This is a genomic window from Rhizobium sp. CG5 (assembly GCF_023701945.1).
Classification (GTDB): domain Bacteria; phylum Pseudomonadota; class Alphaproteobacteria; order Rhizobiales; family Rhizobiaceae; genus Allorhizobium.
In genome coordinates this window covers 81,539-102,390 of sequence record NZ_JABAEF010000002.1, presented here as the reverse complement: position 1 = coordinate 102,390, position 20,852 = coordinate 81,539, and the positions used below count along the sequence as shown (strand labels likewise).

Annotated in this window: 21 protein-coding genes; 3 read left to right on the top strand and 18 right to left on the bottom strand. The window is 61.1% G+C overall.

Annotation, left to right across the window (positions count from 1 at the left end; translation table 11 throughout):
- Nucleotides 1-78 precede the first annotated feature (78 nt).
- A complete protein-coding gene (locus tag HGO38_RS03860) occupies nucleotides 79-1,023 on the bottom strand; it encodes a nucleoside hydrolase (protein ID WP_250954616.1) in 945 nt (314 codons plus the stop codon).
- Between the two features lie 164 nt (nucleotides 1,024-1,187).
- Between HGO38_RS03860 and HGO38_RS03855 the strand changes: the two genes are divergently transcribed.
- Both HGO38_RS03855 and HGO38_RS03850 read left to right on the top strand, forming a co-directional pair.
- Nucleotides 1,188-1,616 (top strand): Hsp20 family protein, encoded by a 429-nt coding sequence (locus HGO38_RS03855; RefSeq protein ID WP_250954615.1) that lies wholly within the window; start codon nucleotides 1,188-1,190, stop codon nucleotides 1,614-1,616.
- Between the two features lie 47 nt (nucleotides 1,617-1,663).
- Entirely contained in the window at nucleotides 1,664-1,921 is a 258-nt protein-coding gene (locus HGO38_RS03850) for a BQ00720 family protein (protein ID WP_250954614.1), read from the top strand.
- 76 nt (nucleotides 1,922-1,997) lie between these two features.
- Here the strand turns inward: HGO38_RS03850 and trmB are convergent, their stop codons facing one another.
- The 15 genes from trmB to trpS all read right to left on the bottom strand — a co-directional run bounded on the left by trmB (nucleotide 1,998) and on the right by trpS (nucleotide 15,575).
- Nucleotides 1,998-2,708 carry a tRNA (guanine(46)-N(7))-methyltransferase TrmB gene (gene trmB / locus HGO38_RS03845; RefSeq protein ID WP_250954613.1) on the bottom strand — a complete coding sequence of 237 codons (711 nt, stop codon included), beginning with the start codon at nucleotides 2,706-2,708 and terminating at the stop codon, nucleotides 1,998-2,000.
- A 99-nt stretch (nucleotides 2,709-2,807) separates the two neighbouring features.
- Nucleotides 2,808-4,046, bottom strand: a complete 1,239-nt coding sequence (gene metK / locus HGO38_RS03840) for a methionine adenosyltransferase (protein WP_250954612.1) — start codon at nucleotides 4,044-4,046, stop codon at nucleotides 2,808-2,810.
- A gap of 181 nt (nucleotides 4,047-4,227) precedes the next feature.
- Entirely contained in the window at nucleotides 4,228-4,647 is a 420-nt protein-coding gene (locus tag HGO38_RS03835) for a helix-turn-helix domain-containing protein (protein ID WP_250954611.1), read from the bottom strand.
- 153 nt (nucleotides 4,648-4,800) lie between these two features.
- Nucleotides 4,801-6,396 (bottom strand): apolipoprotein N-acyltransferase, encoded by a 1,596-nt coding sequence (lnt, locus tag HGO38_RS03830; protein WP_250954610.1) that lies wholly within the window; start codon nucleotides 6,394-6,396, stop codon nucleotides 4,801-4,803.
- A 110-nt stretch (nucleotides 6,397-6,506) separates the two neighbouring features.
- On the bottom strand, nucleotides 6,507-7,679 hold the full coding sequence (locus HGO38_RS03825) for a hemolysin family protein (RefSeq protein ID WP_250954609.1): 1,173 nt from the start codon (nucleotides 7,677-7,679) through the stop codon (nucleotides 6,507-6,509).
- A gap of 12 nt (nucleotides 7,680-7,691) precedes the next feature.
- Nucleotides 7,692-8,195, bottom strand: coding sequence for an rRNA maturation RNase YbeY (gene ybeY, locus HGO38_RS03820; RefSeq protein WP_250954608.1), 504 nt, complete (start codon nucleotides 8,193-8,195; stop codon nucleotides 7,692-7,694).
- 18 nt (nucleotides 8,196-8,213) lie between these two features.
- Nucleotides 8,214-9,269 (bottom strand): PhoH family protein, encoded by a 1,056-nt coding sequence (locus tag HGO38_RS03815; RefSeq protein WP_250954607.1) that lies wholly within the window; start codon nucleotides 9,267-9,269, stop codon nucleotides 8,214-8,216.
- 42 nt (nucleotides 9,270-9,311) lie between these two features.
- On the bottom strand, nucleotides 9,312-10,712 hold the full coding sequence (gene miaB / locus HGO38_RS03810) for a tRNA (N6-isopentenyl adenosine(37)-C2)-methylthiotransferase MiaB (protein WP_250954606.1): 1,401 nt from the start codon (nucleotides 10,710-10,712) through the stop codon (nucleotides 9,312-9,314).
- Nucleotides 10,713-10,772: 60 nt separating this feature from the next.
- On the bottom strand, nucleotides 10,773-11,570 hold the full coding sequence (olsA, locus tag HGO38_RS03805) for a lyso-ornithine lipid O-acyltransferase (protein ID WP_250954605.1): 798 nt from the start codon (nucleotides 11,568-11,570) through the stop codon (nucleotides 10,773-10,775).
- A gap of 30 nt (nucleotides 11,571-11,600) precedes the next feature.
- Complete coding sequence (locus tag HGO38_RS03800; protein ID WP_168471477.1) at nucleotides 11,601-12,029, bottom strand: Fur family transcriptional regulator; 429 nt, start codon at nucleotides 12,027-12,029, stop codon at nucleotides 11,601-11,603.
- Nucleotides 12,030-12,069: 40 nt separating this feature from the next.
- Nucleotides 12,070-12,567 carry a GNAT family N-acetyltransferase gene (locus HGO38_RS03795; RefSeq protein ID WP_250954604.1) on the bottom strand — a complete coding sequence of 166 codons (498 nt, stop codon included), beginning with the start codon at nucleotides 12,565-12,567 and terminating at the stop codon, nucleotides 12,070-12,072.
- A gap of 7 nt (nucleotides 12,568-12,574) precedes the next feature.
- Nucleotides 12,575-13,231: a tRNA (adenosine(37)-N6)-threonylcarbamoyltransferase complex dimerization subunit type 1 TsaB gene (gene tsaB, locus HGO38_RS03790; RefSeq protein ID WP_250954603.1), complete on the bottom strand. Its 657-nt coding sequence runs from the start codon at nucleotides 13,229-13,231 to the stop codon at nucleotides 12,575-12,577.
- Between the two features lie 19 nt (nucleotides 13,232-13,250).
- Entirely contained in the window at nucleotides 13,251-13,811 is a 561-nt protein-coding gene (locus HGO38_RS03785) for a NifU family protein (protein WP_250954602.1), read from the bottom strand.
- Nucleotides 13,812-13,926: 115 nt separating this feature from the next.
- Nucleotides 13,927-14,418, bottom strand: a complete 492-nt coding sequence (locus HGO38_RS03780; RefSeq protein ID WP_168471481.1) for a universal stress protein — start codon at nucleotides 14,416-14,418, stop codon at nucleotides 13,927-13,929.
- Nucleotides 14,419-14,510: 92 nt separating this feature from the next.
- Nucleotides 14,511-15,575, bottom strand: a complete 1,065-nt coding sequence (gene trpS, locus HGO38_RS03775; RefSeq protein WP_250954601.1) for a tryptophan--tRNA ligase — start codon at nucleotides 15,573-15,575, stop codon at nucleotides 14,511-14,513.
- A 383-nt stretch (nucleotides 15,576-15,958) separates the two neighbouring features.
- Between trpS and HGO38_RS03770 the strand changes: the two genes are divergently transcribed.
- Nucleotides 15,959-16,384 (top strand): YcbK family protein, encoded by a 426-nt coding sequence (locus tag HGO38_RS03770; RefSeq protein WP_250954600.1) that lies wholly within the window; start codon nucleotides 15,959-15,961, stop codon nucleotides 16,382-16,384.
- A gap of 15 nt (nucleotides 16,385-16,399) precedes the next feature.
- Here HGO38_RS03770 and murJ read toward each other — a convergent pair whose 3' ends face one another.
- Together murJ and HGO38_RS03760 are read right to left on the bottom strand one after the other, a co-directional pair.
- Nucleotides 16,400-17,968, bottom strand: coding sequence for a murein biosynthesis integral membrane protein MurJ (murJ, locus tag HGO38_RS03765; protein WP_250954599.1), 1,569 nt, complete (start codon nucleotides 17,966-17,968; stop codon nucleotides 16,400-16,402).
- Nucleotides 17,969-17,971: 3 nt separating this feature from the next.
- Nucleotides 17,972-20,800: a [protein-PII] uridylyltransferase gene (locus HGO38_RS03760; protein WP_250954975.1), complete on the bottom strand. Its 2,829-nt coding sequence runs from the start codon at nucleotides 20,798-20,800 to the stop codon at nucleotides 17,972-17,974.
- Nucleotides 20,801-20,852 lie beyond the last annotated feature (52 nt).

Sequence of the window (20,852 nt, the reverse complement as noted above, 5' to 3'; positions counted from 1 at the left end):
GAACTGCCGGCAGGCGCCCATGCAAGAGCCTGCCCTGGCGCCGCCGGATGATTGTCCGGCGGCGATTTCGATATTTGATCAGAGACGCCCGAGCCGATCGATCAGCAGGTCGAAAAAGCCATCGGCGTCGACATGGCGCAACACAGTCGCATTGGCCTTACGGCCGGAGACACGCCACCAGTCGACGACCGTCATGCCGACCGTCAGGTCGGAGCGGGTCTCGATCTCGACATTGCAGTGGCGACCGGAAAAGAGATCCGGCTTCAGCAGATAGGCAATCACCGAGGGGTCATGCAATGGACCGCCATCGGAGCCGTATTTCTCCTCGTCGAAGCGCTCGAAGAATTCCAGCCAGCCGGTCACAGCTCTCGACACATCGCTTCCCAGCGCCGCAATCCGCGCCACCCGGGCCTTGGTGGTCAGCAGTTGGTGGGTCACGTCGAGCGGCAGCATGGTGATCGGCATGCCGGACCGGAAGACGATATCGGCAGCCTGCGGGTCGACATAGATGTTGAATTCGGCGGCGGGCGTGATGTTGCCACCTTCAAAGAAGCCGCCACCCATCATGACCAGTTCCTGGACCCGCGAAGCGATATCAGGCGCTTTCTGCAGGGCCAGTGCCAGATTGGTCAGCGGTCCGAGCGTGCAGACCGTCACCGTGCCCGGCTCTTCGCGGCGCAAGGTGTCGATGAGGAAGTCGACGGCATGCAGGGGCTGGACCGGCATGGTCGGTTCGGGCAGGATCGCTCCATCAAGGCCGGTCGTGCCGTGAACATGCTCGGCCGTCACCTGCGGGCGCTCCAGGGGCTTCAGCGCGCCTTCATAGACGGCAATATCGCTTCTGCCCGCCAGTTCGCAGACGATGCGCGCATTGCGGCTGGTATAGGACAGCGGAACATTGCCGGCGACGATCGTCAGTCCAAGGACATCCAGTTGGCCCGGGCTTGCCAGTGCCAGCAGGATTGCCGCTGCGTCATCCTGACCGGGATCGGTATCGATAATGATCTTCCTGGGCTTGTCCATTCCATCCGTCCAAATGCGTGTTGCAATGGATCGCTTGATGGCGGCTGACATTGCCAGTTGTCAAGCGGGCGAGCGCTTGCAGGATACGGCCATCGTTCCCATATTGGGCTAATAATCTGCCTGGATCCTGGTCGAGGCTGATTTGACCGACTTAAGGACCATGAATGAGCCGGATAAAGTCTCTCGCCAATCCTTTGCTGCTGGGTTTTGATGCCACGGAAACCGTGCTTTCCCAGATCGCCCGCACCAATGACGGTTACCCGCCCTACAATATCGAGTTGCTGCGCCGAGCGGAGCCGGACGGGGCTGACCGCCTGCGCATCACCCTTGCCGTGGCCGGTTTTTCACTCGACGAGCTGGATGTCTCGGTCGATGCCAGCCAATTGGTCATCCGCGGTCGGCAGGCCGAGCGGCCGGAGGGGGATTTCCTGTTTCGCGGCATTGCCGCCCGGCAGTTCCAACGGGTCTTCGTGCTGGCCGACGGCATGGACGTGCTCAGCGCTCGGCTCAGCCATGGATTGCTGGCCATCGATCTTATTCGTCCCGATGCGGCCCAGAGGGTGAGAAAAATTAACATTTCGACTTCAAAGTAGGGTTAACGGCCCTGTCTGCCGTTGCTCCCTCATCGACGGAGATCGGAATGTTACTGAAAGAAGCCAACACCCACCTGACCAAATCCCAACTCGCCCATCTGGGTGCCGGGGAAGTGGGCTACATCCGCAAGATACGCTCAGAAGAGGTGTCTCGCTGTTTCCCGGATGCGCCCGACATTGATCCGACCTTGGATCTCTGGGCTTTGTTTGGCGCTGACGGCACGCCGATCCTGTTGACGGACAACCGATCCAGCACGTTCTACAAGGCAGCGGAAGACGATCTGAAGACCGTCAGCCTGCATTGATCAGCCAAACATTTTGCGCCTGACCTGCGCCGCCTTTCTCGACCCGTTGCCACCAATGCGAGCCGAGCGCCTGACGTCAGGCCGTAAGGTTGCTACGCACGAAGGTCAGATAGGCGGTTGATCGGCCTTCGCGCTTGGCCTTGGCCTCATATCGCGTTCCCGGCCAGCCCGCATAGGGCGTCTTCCAATCACTGTCATTGCGGGCTGTCCATTCGAAGCCGCCATGGGCGCGGCAGTGGGAGAGCGTCCAGTTGACATAGGTGTCGATGTCGGAGGCGAAGCAGAACAGCGCGCCCGGCTTCAGCACACGATGGAACCGCTTGAGATTGACCTCGGAGACGAAGCGGCGCTTCCAGTGTTTCCTCTTCGGCCAGGGATCGGGATAGAGCAGATCGATCTGGTCCAGGCAATTGTCCGGCAGCCAGTCGAGCACCTGCGTGGCATCGTCATCATAGAGACGAATATTACCGGCCCCCTTTTCGACGATCTGGCCGACAAGCTTTGCCATGGAATTGACGAAGGGTTCGACGCCGATAAAGCCGGTCGAGGGGTTCTCAACGGCGCGATGAATGAGATGTTCTCCGCCACCGAAGCCAATTTCCATCCGCGTGCGCTCAACCCTTCCCGGAAAGAGTTCGCGAAGATCGGCCGGTGCGGGGGTCGACAGGTCCAGCTTGAAGGCCGGCAGGACGGTCTCGAGATGCTCGGCCTGCAGATGGCGCAGAGGCTTGCCCTTGCGGCGTCCGAAAAAGGCTTCCGTGCCGCGGCCTCGGCGTTCCTCAGTCATGTCGTCAATCCTTCAACGATGAAAGCGGATGCTCCATTCAGGAACATCCGCTTCAAAAGCTTCAAACAGACCGTTCTCTGACCGTCCTTGGCTGCGCCGTCAAGCCTTGACCGCGTCCTTCAGGGCCTTGGCGAGATCGAGACGTTCCCAGGAGAAGGAACCGTCCCGGCCAGGCTTGCGGCCGAAATGGCCGTAGGCCGAGGTCTTTGCATAGATCGGCTTATTCAGATCGAGATGACGGCGAATGCCCGATGGCGACAGGTCCATGACCTTGCGGACGGCATCCTCGACCTTGTCTTCATCGACTTTACCCGTTCCATGCAGATCGACATAGACCGACAGCGGCTGCGCTACGCCGATGGCGTAGGCGAGCTGAATGGTGCAGCGGTCGGCAAAACCGGCAGCCACGATATTCTTGGCAAGGTAACGCGCCGCATAGGCGGCCGAACGGTCGACCTTGGTGGTGTCCTTGCCCGAGAAGGCGCCGCCGCCATGGGGTGCAGCACCGCCATAGGTGTCGACGATGATCTTGCGGCCGGTCAGGCCGGCGTCGCCATCAGGGCCGCCGATGACGAATTTGCCGGTCGGGTTGATGTACCAGTTGCAGTCGTCGGCGATCGGCAGACCGTCCAGTGCCTCGCGGATATAAGGCTCGACGACCGAGCGGACCTTGGCCGAATCCCAGGTCTCATCGAGATGCTGGGTCGACAGGACGATCGACGCCACTTCGAAAGGCTTGCCATTGACGTAGCGCACGGTCACCTGGCTCTTGGCGTCCGGGCCAAGTTTGCCGACATCGCCCTCGCCCTTCTTGCGGGCAGCCGCCAGAATATGCAGGATCTTGTGGGAATAGTAGATCGGTGCCGGCATAAGATCCGGGGTTTCGCGGCAGGCATAACCGAACATGATGCCCTGGTCGCCGGCCCCCTCGTCGCCCTGCTTGTCTGCGGCATTGTCCACACCCTGGGCAATATCGGCGGATTGGGAATGCAGCAGCACGTCGATCTTGGCGGTCTTCCAGTGAAAACCGGCCTGTTCGTAGCCGATGTCGCGGATGGCCTTGCGGGCTGCGGCCTTGAACTTCGAAGGATTGATGACGTCCTTGCCATCCTTGTCCTTCTTCATCAGGCTCGGCGGCAGGCGAACCTCGCCGGCAATCACCACCCTGTTGGTGGTCGCCAGGGTCTCGCAGGCAATGCGCACGGTCCAGGGGTCGACATTCGTCTTGGCCGCTTCGCGATACACCAGATCGACGATTTCATCGGAGATACGGTCGCAGACTTTGTCCGGGTGACCCTCAGCTACGGATTCGCTGGTAAACAGATAATTGGCACGCATGCGGGATTCCCCTCGAAGAACCAGTTTCGAATTGTGTTAGTCAGTTCGCGCCTGAAAAACAAGCGCACAACGACATAAATATATCTTTATGTCAGCATTCCTTGCATTTTTGACAACAAGGCAAAAAAAAGCGGCCCTGCGGCCGCTCTCTTCAAGGTTGACGGTTCGCCAGACTGCGGAATTACTCGGTCTCTGCCTCGGCAGCCAAGGCCTTGACCAGGTCGACGAGTTTGCGACGCACTTTCGGATCAGAGATTTTCACGAAAGCGCGATTGAGCTGCAGGCCCTCCGACGACGACAGGAAGTCGACGACATAGTTGGAGCTGTTGGCTTCCGCCATGCCGCTCGGGCCGTTGGCGTGATCGCCCGGCGCATCTTCGAAAAAGAACGAGACCGGCACGTTGAGGATGCTGGAAATGTTCTGCAGGCGGCTGGCGCCAACCCGGTTGGTACCCTTTTCATACTTCTGGATCTGCTGGAAGGTGATGCCAAGGCTCTCTCCGAGCTTTTCCTGGCTCATTCCGAGCATTGTCCGGCGAAGACGAACCCGACTGCCGACATGAATATCAATCGGATTCGGCTTTTTCTTATTTTCGATCATGATGTGGTCCTGACACATGGTTAGCGAATTCAGTCCAATGCCCTTGCTGGGTGCAAGCCGTCAATAACGTGGCGTTGTGCAAACCTCCATCCAAACGGAAGCATACTCATAGACATATGGCTGAAACCACTATGCAATTTTAGGGGTTTTCGGTCAATTCTTCGCTATAATAAAACCTAGGCGGGAAATTGCAGCGCAGCCCATGACTGTCGCTAAGATCAACCAAAAGTTTAAATTGAGCGGGTAACTGTGTCGTTTCGGAACAGGTTCTAGCGTGAGGGTTGAATCAACAATCCCTTCGACGTTAAAATCAAGCCCTGAAATAATTCGCCCCTTGCTATCGATGACCGCCGAAATCCCACTATTGGCGTTGCGGATCACCGGCAGAGCGTTTTCGACAGCGCGAACACGGGCCTGCAGCAGATGCTGATAGGGGCCCGGAGAATAGCCGAACCAGGCATCATTGGTCACATTGAGGATGGCACCGGCCTGCGCGAGCACCGGCGTCATTTCGTCGGGAAAGATGATCTCGTAGCAGATCAGAGGATAGAGCTTGACACCATTTGGCAAAGGCAGCAGCGACCGATCGGCCGCCGCCGAAAATCCGCCGGGCAGGTTGACCAGATTCTCGACCCCGAACCGCCGCAGCACGTCTTCGTAGGGCACATATTCGCCGAAGGGCGTCAGATGCACCTTGTCGGACGCCGCGATGATCTGCCCCTTGTCGTCAATGACGTAGACGGAATTGTAGAAGCGCGGCGCCGCACCGGCCCCCTGCTCCTCGGAACGGACGGCACCGGCGATAAGCACCTGTCCTTCCTCAAGGAGATCGGCGATCCGCAGCAGCGCATCGGGATTTTCCGTCAGAATGAAGGGCACCGATGTTTCCGGCCAGACGATCACGTCGGGCCGTTTTTCGTCAGGTCGGGGCGGTAGCGCCGACAGGGAAAGGTGCTTTTCGAAGATCGCCGCCCGATCCGAATTCTCCAGTTTGGCGGCCTGGTCGATGACGGGCTGGACCAGCCGAACCGACACCGGCTTGGCATTGTCCTGCGGTGTTTCGGGCAGTAGCAGCACATAAGCGCCGTAGCCGATATGGGCGACGAAAAGCAAGGCAGCCACGGCAAGGCCCGGCAATGCGCCGCGGCGCGTGCCGATAAGGGCCGGCGAGGCGAAGACGAAGACGGCCAGCGTCGTCACGCCGAATAGCCCGATGACATGGGCTGACTGCATCATCAAGGGCATCGGCATGGCCCCGTAGCCGATGGCATTCCAGGGAAAACCGGTCGCAACGACGCTGCGCAACCATTCCACCAGACCGAAGGCGGCACTGAGCGCGGCAATTCGGCCCGCGCCGTCGGACCAGAGAAACTTGGCCAGCATCGCTGCCAGCCCATAGAAAATCGCCAGGACGGCCGGAAGGCCGAGGATTGCCAGAGGCAGCGCCCAGGCGAACTCGTCACCTTCGACCAGCAGCGCATTGCCGAGCCACCAGAGCCCGGCGACGAAGTAACCAAAGCCGAACAGCCAACCGGTCAGGAACGCGCCGCGCAAACCGCGCGAATAGCTGTTGTCCGGATTGCCGCTAACCCCGTCAAGCAACCAGACCAATATCGTGAAAGAGACGAAAAGGGCGGCGAAGAAGCCGACCGGTGGAAGCGCCAACGCCCCAAATGCACCGGCAAGAACGGCCAATGCGGCGCGACGCGCGCCCCAGACCAGAATTATCCTGCCCGCAAGGCGCTCCATGCGTCGTCCTTTCCCATGCCGATCGAATCAGATGGGCTAGCTTTTCAAAAAATGCCGGCTTTGTCCCCTGCGGTTGCAAGCCCCCCGGCGACGAGATCTAGCTGACGCGATCAATCGCCGACGGATTCGGCCGGATCATGCCGGCCGTTCGCGGCGGGGCCGCTGCGCTTGGCAACAACCGGCACACCCTCCACTTCGCCCTTGGCGGGGCGGCGGCGAGCGGCGGGGCGCTTTCGTATGATGCGCACCCGCTTGATGCGTCGTGGGTCGGCATCGAGGATATGGAATTCAAACCCGGCCAGAGCCTGCACCACTTCGCCGCGCACCGGAATCCGTCCAAGGGCCGAGAAGATCAGACCGCCCAGCGTATCGACATCATCGAGCTGGTCGCGCACATCGAAATCCGAGCCGATGGCCGCGGCAATTTCCTCAAGCTCGATGCGGGCATCGGCCAGGAAAATGTCGTCGGAGGTGCGGCTGAACATGACCTCCTCGTCGTCGTGCTCGTCATCGATATTGCCGATGACCATCTCGACGATGTCCTCATGGGATACCAGTCCATCGGTGCCGCCGTATTCATCGATCACCAGCGCCATCTGGGTGCGGGCCGCCTGCATGCGGCTCAACAGATCGGAGGCATGCATGGAGGGTGGCACGAACAGGATCGAGCGGGTGATGCCGGCCTCGGCGACCGTCTTGTCGAGATCGACACGGCCAAGATCGAAATTTGCCTTGGCGGCGCGGCTCTGCTTTTCGGGCTTGTCGCTCGTCGTCGTTCCGTCTGCCACGGCCTTCGTGCCGGTCCGGCGCTTGTTGCGCGCCTGCTTGGCCACATAGGACAGAAGATCACGAATGTGTACCATGCCGCGGGGATCGTCGAGCGTTTCGCTGTAGACCGGCATGCGCGAGCGGCCCGATTCCTCGAACACGGTCATCAATTCGCCAATGCTGATTGTCTGATCGACCGCCTCGATATCGGCACGCGGCACCATGATGTCTTCGACGCGAACCTCGCGAAAACTCAAGATATTGTTGAGCATGGCCCGCTCTTCGGGCGAGAAGGCTTCACTGCCGCCAGCATCGGCAGCCATCAGGGCGTCGGTGAGGTTTTCGCGGAGACTCGATCCGTTTCCGGGTCGCAGAATGCGCGCAGCGCGCGACCAGAGAGAAAACTGCGGCCTGGCGGACACCGCCTGCCGCAAGGGACTAGAGCCCTCCTCCGATGAGGAACTCTCCGAGCCCTCCTTGGCCTCTGCGGCCGTATGTGTCGTAAAGTCGGTCATTTTTCCAAACTGTTATACCGGGTCGCTGCCCGCATAGGGATCAGATAAGCCAAGTGAAGCCAAAATGCCAGTCTCCAGGCCTTCCATAATTTCAGCTTCGTCCGCCTGCTGGTGATCGTAGCCGAAAAGATGCAGGAAACCGTGGACCATCAGATGGGTCAGGTGATCGTCAAAACTCTTGCCGAGATCGATCGCTTCGCGCTCGACGGTCTGCCTGGCAATGATGATGTCGCCCAGCATCGGCCCCGGAGGATCGCCCGGCGCCAAAGGATAGGCTGGAAAGGACAGCACATTGGTCGGCTTGTCCTGGTCGCGCCATTCGGCATTGATGGTGCGGATGTCATCATCGTCGGTGAAGACCAGGGAGAGTTCAGGCGCCTGCTTGGGAAATGGCTGGCCGAGTTTCGACAAGTGACCAACGGCCTCGCCCAACACGCGCTCCGCCATGGCCTGAAGCTTGTCTTCTGCCGGCCATTCCTCGTCTTCGACCGCGATCTGTATATCCAGTGTCTGCATGGCTTTTATGCGCCGGCCTTAGCGACCGATATGCTCGCTTTCATCCGGAACGGCGGTCTGCGCTTCATAGGCTCGAACGATCCGCGCTACCATCGGATGGCGCACCACGTCGACGTCCTTGAAACGGGTCACCGAAACGCCTTCGATGTCGTGCAGGATCTGCAGCGCCTCGACAAGGCCGGATTTGACGCCGCGCGGCAAGTCCACCTGGCTCGGGTCACCGGTAACGATCATGCGGCCGTTCTCGCCAAGGCGGGTCAGGAACATCTTCATCTGCATGGTCGTGGTATTCTGCGCTTCGTCGAGAATGACGACCGCATTGGCGAGCGTACGGCCGCGCATGAAAGCCAGCGGCGCAATTTCGATGACGCCGGCGGTGATGGCGCGTTCGACCTTGTCGCCCGGCATCATGTCATAGAGCGCGTCATAGAGCGGCCGCAGATAAGGATCGACCTTTTCCTTCATGTCGCCCGGCAGGAAGCCGAGCCGCTCGCCCGCCTCAACGGCCGGCCGCGACAGGACGATGCGGTCGACAACGCCGCGCTCCAGCAATTGCGCGGCATGGGCCACCGCCAGATAGGTCTTGCCTGTGCCGGCCGGGCCAACGCCGAACACGAGTTCGGAGCGCTCCAGCGCCCGCATATAGGCGTCCTGGGTCGGCGTGCGGGCGACGATGGTCTTTTTGCGGGTGGAAATCTGCGCCATGGTCAGCTTGGCCTTGCGCTCCAGCGTCGGCAGGGTCAACTGGTCATCGGCGGCAACCGCCATGCGGATCGCGCCTTCGACATCCGAAGTCTCGACCGTGCCGCCGCTTTGCAGCCGGGCATAGAGGAAATCGAGCGCGCGGCGGGCCTGGTTGGTCGCCAGCAAGTCTCCGGAAATGGAAACAGAATTGCCGCGCGCGCGCGCATGGATCTGCAGTCGTTCTTCGAGAAGCTTCAAATTCTGGTCGAATTGGCCAAAAAGCTCACTGGCAAACCTGTTGTTCTCGAACGTCAGTATAAAATGATTGGCGTCGGTCGCGGCGGTTTTGGCGGTGCGCGAGGATGAAGAAACCAATTCTTGTGCGTTCAAGCGGGTCAGGCTCCTGTTTCAATCAGTGGTCCGGCCCCTACTCTAGCTCTCTGCCACCTCGGCAAACAAGCTGTTTGGGCCGGCTGCGGTGATTCGTACATTGATAATGTCACCGATTTGCGATGTTTTTGCATCAACATTCACAGATTGCAGCCAAGGCGAGCGGCCAATCAGCTGTCCGGGCATGCGTCCCGGCTTTTCCAAGAGCAGATCGATGGTCTTGCCGATGCAGGATTCGGCGAATTCGCGCTGTTGTTTCAGCAGCAAATCCTGAAGCCGTGCCAGCCGTTCGGCCTTTACGCCTTCCGGCACCTGATCCTCAAGATCGGCTCCCGGCGTTCCCGGCCGGGTCGAATATTTGAACGAATAGGCCTGTGCATATCGAACGGTCTCAACCAGCGCCATGGTGGCCTCGAAATCCTCATCCGTCTCGCCGGGAAAGCCGACGATGAAATCGCCCGACAGGGCGATATCCGGCCGGGCCGTGCGGATGCGCTCGACGAGGGCCACATATTCGGCTGCCTTGTGGCGGCGGTTCATGGCCTTGAGGATGCGGTCGGAGCCTGACTGCACCGGCAGATGCAGATAGGGCATCAGGGTGCGCAGGTCGCGATGGGCGTCGATCAGGCGGTCGTCCATGTCGCGCGGATGGCTTGTCGTGTAGCGCAGCCGGGCGAGCCCCGGTATCTCCGACAACCGGTAGAGCAGGTCACCCAGGCCGAGATCCTCGCCCGTCGGGCCGGCGCCGTGCCAGGCGTTGACATTCTGCCCGAGCAGGGTGATTTCGCGGGCGCCGGCCTGGACCAGCTTTTCGGCCTCCGTCACGATCTGTGCCAGCGGACGCGACACTTCGGAGCCGCGCGTATAGGGCACCACGCAGAAGGTGCAGAACTTGTCGCAGCCTTCCTGGACCGTGAGGAAGGCGGTGACGATGGGCGGTCCGCTGCGCTTGGGAGCATCCGGCAGGTGCTCGAACTTGTCCTCGACCGCATAGTCGGTATCGACGACCCGCTCGCCGCCGCGCGCCTTGCGCAGCGCCTGTGGCAGGCGATGATAGGTTTGCGGCCCGATCACCACGTCGACATCCGGGGCGCGGCGCAGGATTTCTTCGCCCTCGGCCTGGGCCACGCAGCCCGCAACGCCGATCATGAACTCGCGGCCTTCGGCTTCGCGGGCCTTCTTCATGTCGCGCAGGCGGCCAAGCGCCGAATAGACCTTGTCGGCGGCCTTCTCGCGAATGTGACAGGTATTGAGCAGAACCAGATCGGCCTGCTGCATATCGTCTGTCGACTCATAGCCTTCGCCGGCCAGCGCATCGGACATGCGGCCGGAGTCATAGACGTTCATCTGGCAGCCATAGGTCTTGATAAAGACCTTGCGGCTGTTCGACTTGGCGCTAAGGGGCACAACAGTCTCGGGAAGAGTGAGGATATCCTGGGTCATGGCGGCTATTTAGTGGGTTTCTGCCGGATATAAAATCAAAAAATTAAGCAAGCGCCGTCGTTACCGCTTGTGGCGGCCGCGCAACCGCTCGAGAAGCATATGACGGATCATCACCTCGATGCGCGAACTGACCTCCTTGCGCTTGCTGGTCTTGTCATATTCGATCGAACGGCCGAAGGTCACATCGACGTCCAGCGCGCCGGCCTTCAGCACGCCGAGCAGATGCGGCAGCAGTGCGACGTCACCCGGCCAGCCGGCGATCGGCCGGTGATAGCGCCCCATCGGCATGCCCTGAACGCGCATATAGGCGATGGCCACCGGCTGGACATAGACGATGCCATCCGGGGCCAGCGGCAGGGCGGCGGCAGCGGCACCAAACAGCGACGACTTGACCTCCAGCATGCGATTGCCGTCGGAGGTGGTTCCCTCGGGAAACAGCACGACGATCTCGCCATCGGCCATGCGCCGGGCGATCTCGCCGACCTGGTCGCCGGTCGTGCGCTTCTGCTCGCGCACCACGTAGATCGTCTTCTGCAGCTTGGAGAGTGTGCCGAAGACCGGCCAATCCGCCACTTCCGCCTTGGCGATGTAGACGACATCGGCCAACGCGCCCAGCACCAGAATATCCTTCCAGGAGGCGTGATTGGCGGCAATCATCAGCGGGCGGCGACGATCAAGCTCGCCGTGGACATGAATGCGAATGCCGAGCAGCCAGCAGGCCATCCTGTGCCAGAGGCGCGGCAGCCGGCGGCGCAGCTTGAGATCGAAGACAAGGCCGACAATCTGCAGCGGCGCCAGCACGAAGGTCATCAGGGCGATGGCCGACAGAACCAGAACGATCCTTATCCAGGTGATCAATCGTGTCTTTCCCGGACGCTGCCCATCGACTCAGCGATCGTCCTTCTTGAGGGGAACGCCATAGAGTTCAAGCCGATGATCCACCAGGCGGAATCCATGCTCGCGGGCGATGCGCTCCTGCAGGGCCTCGATTTCAGGCGAATGAAATTCGATCACCACGCCGGTCTTCAGGTCGATCAGGTGATCGTGGTGTTCTTCGGGCACCGTCTCGTAGCGCGAGCGGCCATCCCGGAAATCGTGGCGCTCGATAATGCCGGCATCCTCGAAAAGCTTTACCGTGCGATAGACGGTGGAGATCGAAATGCGGGCATCAATCTTCACCGAACGGCGATACAATTCCTCGACATCGGGGTGATCATCCGATTCTTCCAGAATGCGCGCGATGATACGACGCTGCTCGGTCATGCGCATGCCGCGCTCGGCGCACAATTCCTCCAGCGATTTGACGATCTCGTTCATGGCAATCCGGGTTCAATGCCGTTCGTTTCACTACAGGCAGTTACCGAAGAACGCGCTTCATGACAAGCGCTGCGGATTTGCGGCCCTGGTTGTCCGCATAATAAGCCGGGCGTTCGCCCGCCTTCTCGAATCCGAGCTTCCTGTAGAGGCCGATCGCCGCGGCATTGCCATCGTCGACCTCAAGGAACATCGCCTCGCCACCCCGCGCGTGGGCTTCCCGCATCGCCGCCTGCATCAGGCGCCAGCCGAGCCCGGCGCGACCAACCTTGTCATGAACGGCGATCGTGAGGATTTCCGCCTCGCCGGCCACTTCACGGGCCAGCGCGAAGCCGCTGAGCGGCGGCTTGAAGATCAGCGCATTGGTCTGGCGGGCGACGAAGCCGTAGGAATTGGGCTGCAGCAGCAGGCTCAGGAATTCGCCATCGTTCCAAGGCCGCGCAAAGCGCAGGCCGTGCAGTTGCGATACCTCGGCGCAATCGTCGGCGGTCATCGGCAAGATTTCGAATTCGGGCTTTCGGCTAAAGATCGTATCACGCATCGATAGTTCACATTCTTGCGACGGCAAAGCCGGTTTGCGGCTTGGCATCCGGGCCGCGGAGATAGAGCGGTTTGGGCTTGTCGCCGACAATCGCCTTCGCTGCAAGCCTTGCGACGATGTCGATCGGGAAATGAACGGGACGGTCGTCCGGTTCGCCGGACAGCAGAAGCGAGGCTGCCGATCCCGTCACGGCGAGACCATCCTGTCGCACCAGATCCGCGGCAAAATCGGCCTTCAGAAGCTGTGGTTCGCTGATCGGCACGCCATCGCCGCCGAAGGCCTGGGCATAGACTTCACCGCGCTTGGCATCGATCGCCGACAGGACGGCGTTGGCACCTGCCGTTTGGCGATAGGCGGCTGCCATCACCTGCAGCGTCGAGATCCCAACAATGTCCACGTCGAGCCCGAGGGCGAGGCCGCGGGCTGCTGCCAACCCGACCCTTATGCCGGTAAACGACCCAGGGCCGATGGTGACGCCGACGCGCTGCACGGCCTGCATGGACAAATCGGCGGCGTCCAGCACCTGATCGATCATCGCCATCAGCTTTTCCGCATGGCCACGGCCGATCGTCTCGCTGACCTTGGCCAGCAGGCTATCTTTGTCGCTATCGTAAAGTGCGGCGGCGCAATCGACGCCGGCCGTATCGATCGCCAGAACGATCATCCCCCCAACCCGCCTTTGCTCAGACTGCTTCGACTTCCTGCACTTCCGGCACGAAATGACGAAGCAGATTCTGCACGCCGTGCTTCAAGGTCGCTGTCGAAGACGGGCAACCGGCGCAGGCGCCCTTCATGTTGAGGAAGACCTTGCCGTTGCGGAAACCGCGGAAGGTGATGTCGCCGCCATCCTGGGCGACGGCAGGCCGGACCCGCGTCTCCAGCAGCTCCTTGATGGTCTGGACGATGGTCTCGTCGCCGGCATCGAAGAATTCCTCGTCGGATTCCTCGTCATTGGCGACAGCCGATTGCAGGACAGGCGCGCCGGTCATGAAATGCTCCATGATCGTGCCGAGGATGGCCGGCTTCAGATGTGCCCATTCCGGGCCATCCTTGGTGACCGTGATGAAGTCATAGCCGAAAAACACGGCGCTGACGCCGGGAATGGCAAACAGGCGCTGGGCCAGAGGCGAGTCCGCTGCGCCCTCGGCGCCGCGGAAATCGGCGGTTCCGGTCGCCATGACCACCTTGCCGGGCAGGAACTTCAGCGTTGCCGGGTTCGGCGTGGATTCGGTCTGAATGAACATTGATCTCTCCTTGCGGCGCTGAGGCGCGCATCGGTTTTTTAGAATATTTCCAAAATAGGAGCATTGGCTCCCGCCGACAAGTCACGAAATGATGATTGTCATCCGGCGGCAGCCTTTAGCACAGTGCGTCGATCTCTTCATTGGTCAGGCTGTCGGGCAGAACCGTGACGGGAATAGGAAAGGCCGCCGTTCGTCCGGCGATCATCGAGACCAGAGGACCTGGCCCTTCCTTGGTCGAGCCGGCGGCCAGCACCAGGATGGCGATGTCGCGATCTTCCTCGATCAGCGCGTGGATCTGGGTCGCCGCACTTCCCTCGCGGATGACGATTTCCGGCTCCGTGCCGATGGTTTCCCGCACGGTCTGGGCCGCCTTGGCCAGAGCCGCTTCCGCCTCTTCGCGCGCCTCGGCCCGCATGATTTCCTCTACGCCCAGCCATTGCTGGAAATCCCCTTCGGGGATGACGTAAAGAAGGACAAGGCCGCCGTTGGAATTCTTGGCACGCCGTCCGGCATAATGAACAGCACGATAGCATTCCGGTGTGCCATCGATCACCGCCATGAATTTCCGCCGGTGACCTTCCAGACGCGATAGACGTTTAGAAACCATTCGATAGCCCGCCGCCAGATTATATTGCCGTCCATGTCAGCCCTCCGCCCGAATCGAGCGGGGGACTGGGTTCCTCCCCAGGAGGGGCAACTTTACTGCACGAAACCGATAATGTCGCGGACTTCCTTCATGGTTTTTTCTGCCCTTTCGCGGGCCCGCTGTCCACCGTCGCGCAAGACCGCATCGATGTGGCCCGGATCCGCCATCAGCCTGCGCATTTCAGCGTTTACCGGTGCCAGCACGTCAACGGCCAGTTCGATCAGCGCCGGCTTGAACACCGAGAACTGCTGTCCTCCGAACTCGCCGAGAACCTCGGCCTTGGTCTTGTCGGCCAGGGCGGCAAAGATGCCGACCAGATTGTCCGCTTCCGGCCGGCCCTTCAGGCCGTCGACCTCGCTTGGCAGCGCGTCGGGATCGGTCTTGGCCTTGCGGATCTTGCGGGCGATCGTCTCGGCATCGTCCATCAGGTTGATGCGCGACAGATCGGAGGGATCCGACTTCGACATCTTCTTGGTGCCGTCCTTGAGACTCATGACGCGCGGCGCCGGGCCATCGATCAGCGGCTCGACCATCGGGAAATAGGCATGCACCGGCTCTTCGCCAACCGTGATGTCGACGCCGTAGCCCGAGGCGCGGATCTTTTCCATGAAGTCCATGTTGAATTTCATGGCGATGTCGCGCGCCAGTTCCAGATGCTGCTTCTGGTCGTCGCCGACCGGTACATGGGTGGCGCGGTAGACGAGAATGTCGGCGGCCATCAGGCTCGGATAGGCGAACAGACCGAGCGAGGCATTCTCACGGTCCTTGCCGGCCTTGTCCTTGAACTGCGTCATGCGGTTCATCCAGCCGATGCGCGCCACGCAATTGAAGATCCAGGCGAGTTCCGCATGCTGCGGCACGGCCGATTGGTTGAAGACGATATGGCTCTTGGGATCGATGCCGCTGGCGAGAAAAGCCGCGGTGATCGAGCGGATCTGGCTCGCCATGTCGTCATGGACGAGCTGGGCGGTCAGCGCGTGCAGGTCGACGACGCAATAGATGCAATCGTTGTTTTCCTGCAGCGCCACGAATTTGCGGATGGCGCCGAGATAGTTGCCGAGATGGAGGTTGCCGGTCGGCTGGACGCCGGAAAAGACAAGCGGTTTGAACGTGTTCATATCGTCCTCAATAGGCTGGTGGAGGGCCCCAGGCCCGAACGGGCCATGTAGCTAACGCGGCGGCTTATGCACCGCCGCCAAGCGGCAATCAAGGGGGTGGGCCGCCGGCCGGCCGCAACAGCTCCGATTTCCCTCCGTGGGCACCGGTCTTGTTGAGATGGGCCGCCGATTCCCCCCGTTGCCTTGCGTCGGCGGAAACGGCCTTCGCATTGGCTCGAACCAGCCGAACGGGACCACGGGTGTTAACGGATCTTAGCAATTGAGGCAGCAGAAATCATAGTTTTGAGCAATTTGCTCCTTATTCACCCCACTTTTCGGAATGAAATACCCCATCGAAACGACGAAGGCCTTTCATGATGATAAGGCCCTGTTCGGGGGATACCATGCGCCAACTTTTTCGCGTCGCGCTCACCTGCTTTTTGACGCTCAGCCTTCACGCCACCGCCCATGCCGGCGACAGCCAGAAACGCCGGACCACCAGCTTCAAGCACGACTACACCGCGGCTTACACGCTGCAACGGGTCAGCGTGAAGGCCGGCTGCTTTCCGACCAAGCTGAAGGCGATCCTGGCCCATATCGCCAGCGAGACCGGGCGAAAGCCCATGGTAACGTCAGGCCACCGGCCGCGGTCCGGCGGATCGCAGCACAGCCATTGCTATGCTGCCGATATCCGTGTTCCCGGCGTATCGGAAAAGACCATCCTCGCGGCAGCGGCCACAGCGCCCGGAATCGGCGGCATCGGCCGCTATTGTAACGGCATCGTGCATGTCGATATCGGTCCGAGGCGCAAATGGTCCCATTGCCAATAGCGGGCTTTGCCTGGCTCAGGCTTTGGGCTTGCGCTTGAGATTTCGCCGCAGCATGCCGAGATCCGCGCCGCCGATGGCAAAGGCGATGGCGAAATAGACGATCATAGCGACGCCCACCAGCGCACCGAGCGCACCGATCTGCTGCAGGAGCGGCGTTGCCGGAGACAGCCATGAACTCCAGAGCCCTGAGAGATAGACCAGCACGCCGGCCATGGCGGCGGATGCGATCAACAGCCGCGCGGTGCGGCCGGCCATGGCCCATTCCCATTTCAGGTCGCCACGCCACAGCAGCGTGGAAAACAGCAGAACGGTGTTGATCCATCCGGCCGTCGCTTCGGCAATCGCGATGCCGCGCTCGGCCAGCAGCGGAAAGAGCGAGATTGCCAGCGCCGAGTTGACCACGACCGACACGCCGGTAAAGCGCATCGGCGTCTTGGTGTCTTCGCGCGCATAGAAAGCTGGCTGCAGCGCCTTGATCAGCACGAAGCCCGGCAGGCCTATGCCGTAAAGGGCGAGAATCGAGGCGACAACTTCGGTATTGGCGGCGGAGAAGGCACCGCGCTCATAAAGGACGCGGATGATTTCGTCCGACAGCACCCAGAGGGCGGCTGCCGCCGGCAGGGTCAGGAACAGCACGAATTCGATGGAGCGGTTCTGGATCGTCGCCGCTTCCTTCATCTGCCCGCCTTTCAGCGCCCGCGACAGTTCCGGCAGCAGGACGACGCCGACGGCCACGCCGACGACACCGAGCGGCAGCTGGTAGATCCGGTCGGCATATTGCAGGGCGGCGATCGCGCCCTCCTTGCTGGAGGCGATCGCCTGGCCGATGAGCTGGTTGATCTGGGTGATGCCGCCGGTGACGGCAGCCGGCACGGCCAGGATCAACAGGCGCTTCACATTGGGCGTGATACGCGGAAGTTTCAGACCGATGCTCATGCCGGCATGGCGCACACCGGCATAGACGACCGCCAATTGCAGGACGCCCGCCACCAGCACGGACCAGGACAGGTACCATGCCGTCAATGCCGGATCGGCGCCGATATACATCGCGTAGAACAGGGCACCGATCATCACGACGTTGAGGAAGACAGGGGCAATGGCCGCCGCGAAGAAATGGTGCAGCGAATTGAGCATGCCGCTCATCATCGCCGTCAGCGACATGCACATCAGATAGGGAAACATCACAACGGCCAGCTTCACCGTCATCGACAGCTTTTCCGGGTCGTCGGCAAAACCCGGTGCGATGACCCAGGCGACCAGCCAGGGCATGCCGAGTTCCATGGCGATGGTGATCAGCAGCAGCACCGAGAACAGCACGCCGAACACTTCCTCGGAGAAGCGCTTGGCGCCGTCGATGCCGTGCGCCTCGATCTCCTTGGAAAACAGCGGGACGAAGGCGGCGTTAAAGGCGCCTTCGGCAAACAGCCGGCGGAACAAGTTCGGGAAGCGGAAGGCGGCATAAAAGACGTCGGCCATCGGCCCGGTGCCAAGGGCCGCCGCCATCAGCGTTTCGCGGGCGAACCCGAAGATGCGGCTGCCGAGCGTCGCACCGCCGACCGTCATGAACTTCTTGACCAGGCTCATGGTTCAGGCCCTGGCTTTCTTCGGCGGTGAGACCGTTCGTTGCGGCGATGGCGCGATCATGCCGGACGGCATCCGGTCGCGCAATTCGTCGCTCTGCTCGCTCATGACCGCTTTCAGCCGTGCCATGACGCTGACCTGGCGGTTCTCATTGATGATTTTCTGCCCGACCAGATCGGTCACATAGAAGGTATCGATGACCTTTTCGCCGAACGTGGTGATGCGGGCCGAATGAATGTCCAGCGACAGATCCGACAACACCGCGGTCACTTCCGCCAGCAGGCCGATGCGGTCGAGGCATTCGACTTCGACGACCGAGAACTTGTTGGACAGGCTGTTGGAGAAGGTGACATACGGAGTGACGGGGAAATTCTTGTTCTTGCGGCGCCCCTTGCTGCGGGTGGCGATGACTTCCGGCAGGCGCTTCTTGCCCGACAGCACGTCCTCGATCATCTTGCCGATGGTCGCGGCGCGGCGCATCTCGTCCTCGTCAATCGGAAACTCCCGGTTGACGAGAATGGTATCGAGCGCCCGACCGTCGGAGGTGGTGAAGATCTGCGCATCGGCAATGTTGGCGCCGGCCGCGGCACAGGCGCCGGCGATGATCGACAGCAGGCGCGGATGGTCGGGCGACAGCACCGTGATCTCGGTAATGGCATGGAAGGAATGGGTCCGGACCATGGTCGCCAGCGCCTGGCCCGCCTTGTCGGCCTGGCGAATGAAATGGGCGTGGCGAACCTGGTCCTCAAGGGCGACCGACAGGAGATAGGGCTCGTAGTGCAGCTTCGTGTAGGTCTTCTGGTCCTTCTGGCTCCAGTCGGCCAAAGCCTTGCCGAGTTGCTCGCCGGCATGCTTGGCGCGCTCCTTGCGCGATACTTCCGAAAAGCCACCGGACAGAAGCAGCTCCGTCTCATAGTAGAGCGTGCGCAGCAGCTGGCCTTTCCAGCCGTTCCACACACCCGGGCCGACTGCGCGGATATCGCAGACGGTGAGCACCAGCAGCATTTTCAGCCGCTCCAGCGACTGCACCTTTTCGGCAAAGTCGGTGATCGTCTTGCGGTCATGCAGGTCGCGGGTCTGGGCGACCATCGACATCAGCAGATGCTGCTCGATCAGCCAGGCGACCAGTTCCGTCTGTTTCGGCGAGAGGCCAAGCCGCGGGCAAAGCTTGCGTGCCACCTTGGCGCCGGCGATCGAATGGTCTTCCTGCCGGCCCTTGGCGATATCGTGCAGCAGCACGGCGACATAGAGCGCCTGCCGGTCCTCGATGCCCGGCATCAGCTTGGCAGCCAGCGGATGGATCTCCTCCGTCTTGCCCTTGTCGATATCCGACAACACTTCCAGCGTGCGGATCAGGTGCTCGTCGACCGTATAGTGATGGTACATGTTGAACTGCATCATCGAGACGATGCGCCCGAAATCGGGGATGAACTTGCCGAGAACCCCGGCCTCGTTCATGCGGCGCAGGATGTGCGCCGGATCGCGCCTGGAGGTCAGGATCGACAGAAAGAGGCGGTTGGCCTCTGCACTTTCGCGAAAATCATTGTCGATCGACGAGAGCGACCGGTTGACCCGCTTGACCGCATCCGGATGGAATTCCAGGCCATGGATATCGGCAACATGGAACAGACGCATGATGCTCATCGGGTCGTTCTTGAACACGTCGGGATTGGAAAGCGCGATGCGGCCGCGGTCATCGATGAATTCAATGGTGCCGGGGATCTTGCGCGGACGATTGGCGAAACGCCCCAAAACGCCGGAGAGGCCGGGTGCTGCTTTCGCCTGCTGCTCTTCCAGAGTGGCGCAGATGATCCGCGTCAGGTCGCCGACATTCTTGGCGACAAGAAAATAGTGCTTCATGAAGCGCTCGACGGCCGACAGACCCGGACGGGGCTGGTAGCCGAGGCTTTGGGCGATGTCCGGCTGGATATCGAAGGACAGCCGCTCCTCCGGTTTGCCGGTCAGGAAATGCATATGGCAGCGCACGGCCCAGAGAAAATCGTCGGACTTTTCGAACAGGCGCCATTCCTGACGCGACAGAACGCCGAGCTTTACCAGTTCGGCGGAATCGCGAATGTGGTAATTGTATTTGGCAATCCAGAACAGCGTGTGCAGGTCGCGCAGGCCGCCTTTGCCTTCCTTGACATTCGGCTCGACCAGATAGCGCGTGTCGCCGGCCTTGCGGTGGCGCTCGTCGCGCTCGGCAAGCTTGGCGGCAATGAATTCCGGCGCCGTCTTTTCCGCCACTTCCGTATCGAAGCGCTTCTCCAGTTCGCTGACCAATGCGCCGTTGCCGCAGATGTAGCGCATCTCGAGAATGGACGTGCGGATGGTCATGTCGGTCTTCGAGAGACGAAGGCATTCCTCCACGGTGCGGGTGGCGTGGCCAACCTTGAAGCCGAGATCCCACAGCACGTAAAGCATGGCCTCGACGGCCTTGCGCCCATCGCCTTCGGATTTCGGCGGCAACAGGAACAGAAGATCGATATCGGAGCCCGGCGCCAGCGTTCCGCGGCCGTAGCCGCCGACGGCCGCCACGGCCACTTCACCGCTTCGGTCGCGATAGATTTGATCAACGATCACTCCATGCAGAATGCCGATCAGTTGATCCTGAAGCCAGGAAATCGTCCGGGCGCAATTGAGCCCGCTGCCGTCCTGAAACAGGCGTCGATGCGCCACTTCTCGGCCCTCGGCACTGGCTTTCTTGAGGATAGGCAGCAGGGCGGCGCGCGTATCCAGCAGGTTGCCGTTATTGCTTCTGGCCGCGGCCTCGCATTGCGCCTTCAGGTCCGCGACATCCAGAACGTCGCGATAGTCGTCATCGAGCTTGGCCATGGTCTTTACGGATATTCCCTTGTCTGGCCTGCTGTCGAAGGCGTTGACGGTT

Excerpts from the sequence above, each read along its gene's own strand:
- HGO38_RS03860 (WP_250954616.1), bottom strand. The coding sequence starts at position 1,023 with ATGGACAAGCCCAGGAAGATCATTATCGATACCGATCCCGGTCAGGAT.
- HGO38_RS03855 (WP_250954615.1), top strand. The coding sequence starts at position 1,188 with ATGAGCCGGATAAAGTCTCTCGCCAATCCTTTGCTGCTGGGTTTTGAT.
- HGO38_RS03850 (WP_250954614.1), top strand. The coding sequence starts at position 1,664 with ATGTTACTGAAAGAAGCCAACACCCACCTGACCAAATCCCAACTCGCC.
- trmB (WP_250954613.1), bottom strand. The coding sequence starts at position 2,708 with ATGACTGAGGAACGCCGAGGCCGCGGCACGGAAGCCTTTTTCGGACGC.
- metK (WP_250954612.1), bottom strand. The coding sequence starts at position 4,046 with ATGCGTGCCAATTATCTGTTTACCAGCGAATCCGTAGCTGAGGGTCAC.
- HGO38_RS03835 (WP_250954611.1), bottom strand. The coding sequence starts at position 4,647 with ATGATCGAAAATAAGAAAAAGCCGAATCCGATTGATATTCATGTCGGC.
- lnt (WP_250954610.1), bottom strand. The coding sequence starts at position 6,396 with ATGGAGCGCCTTGCGGGCAGGATAATTCTGGTCTGGGGCGCGCGTCGC.
- HGO38_RS03825 (WP_250954609.1), bottom strand. The coding sequence starts at position 7,679 with ATGACCGACTTTACGACACATACGGCCGCAGAGGCCAAGGAGGGCTCG.
- ybeY (WP_250954608.1), bottom strand. The coding sequence starts at position 8,195 with ATGCAGACACTGGATATACAGATCGCGGTCGAAGACGAGGAATGGCCG.
- miaB (WP_250954606.1), bottom strand. The coding sequence starts at position 10,712 with ATGACCCAGGATATCCTCACTCTTCCCGAGACTGTTGTGCCCCTTAGC.
- HGO38_RS03800 (WP_168471477.1), bottom strand. The coding sequence starts at position 12,029 with ATGAACGAGATCGTCAAATCGCTGGAGGAATTGTGCGCCGAGCGCGGC.
- HGO38_RS03795 (WP_250954604.1), bottom strand. The coding sequence starts at position 12,567 with ATGCGTGATACGATCTTTAGCCGAAAGCCCGAATTCGAAATCTTGCCG.
- tsaB (WP_250954603.1), bottom strand. The coding sequence starts at position 13,231 with ATGATCGTTCTGGCGATCGATACGGCCGGCGTCGATTGCGCCGCCGCA.
- HGO38_RS03785 (WP_250954602.1), bottom strand. The coding sequence starts at position 13,811 with ATGTTCATTCAGACCGAATCCACGCCGAACCCGGCAACGCTGAAGTTC.
- HGO38_RS03780 (WP_168471481.1), bottom strand. The coding sequence starts at position 14,418 with ATGGTTTCTAAACGTCTATCGCGTCTGGAAGGTCACCGGCGGAAATTC.
- trpS (WP_250954601.1), bottom strand. The coding sequence starts at position 15,575 with ATGAACACGTTCAAACCGCTTGTCTTTTCCGGCGTCCAGCCGACCGGC.
- HGO38_RS03770 (WP_250954600.1), top strand. The coding sequence starts at position 15,959 with ATGCGCCAACTTTTTCGCGTCGCGCTCACCTGCTTTTTGACGCTCAGC.
- murJ (WP_250954599.1), bottom strand. The coding sequence starts at position 17,968 with ATGAGCCTGGTCAAGAAGTTCATGACGGTCGGCGGTGCGACGCTCGGC.
- HGO38_RS03760 (WP_250954975.1), bottom strand. The coding sequence starts at position 20,800 with ATGGCCAAGCTCGATGACGACTATCGCGACGTTCTGGATGTCGCGGAC.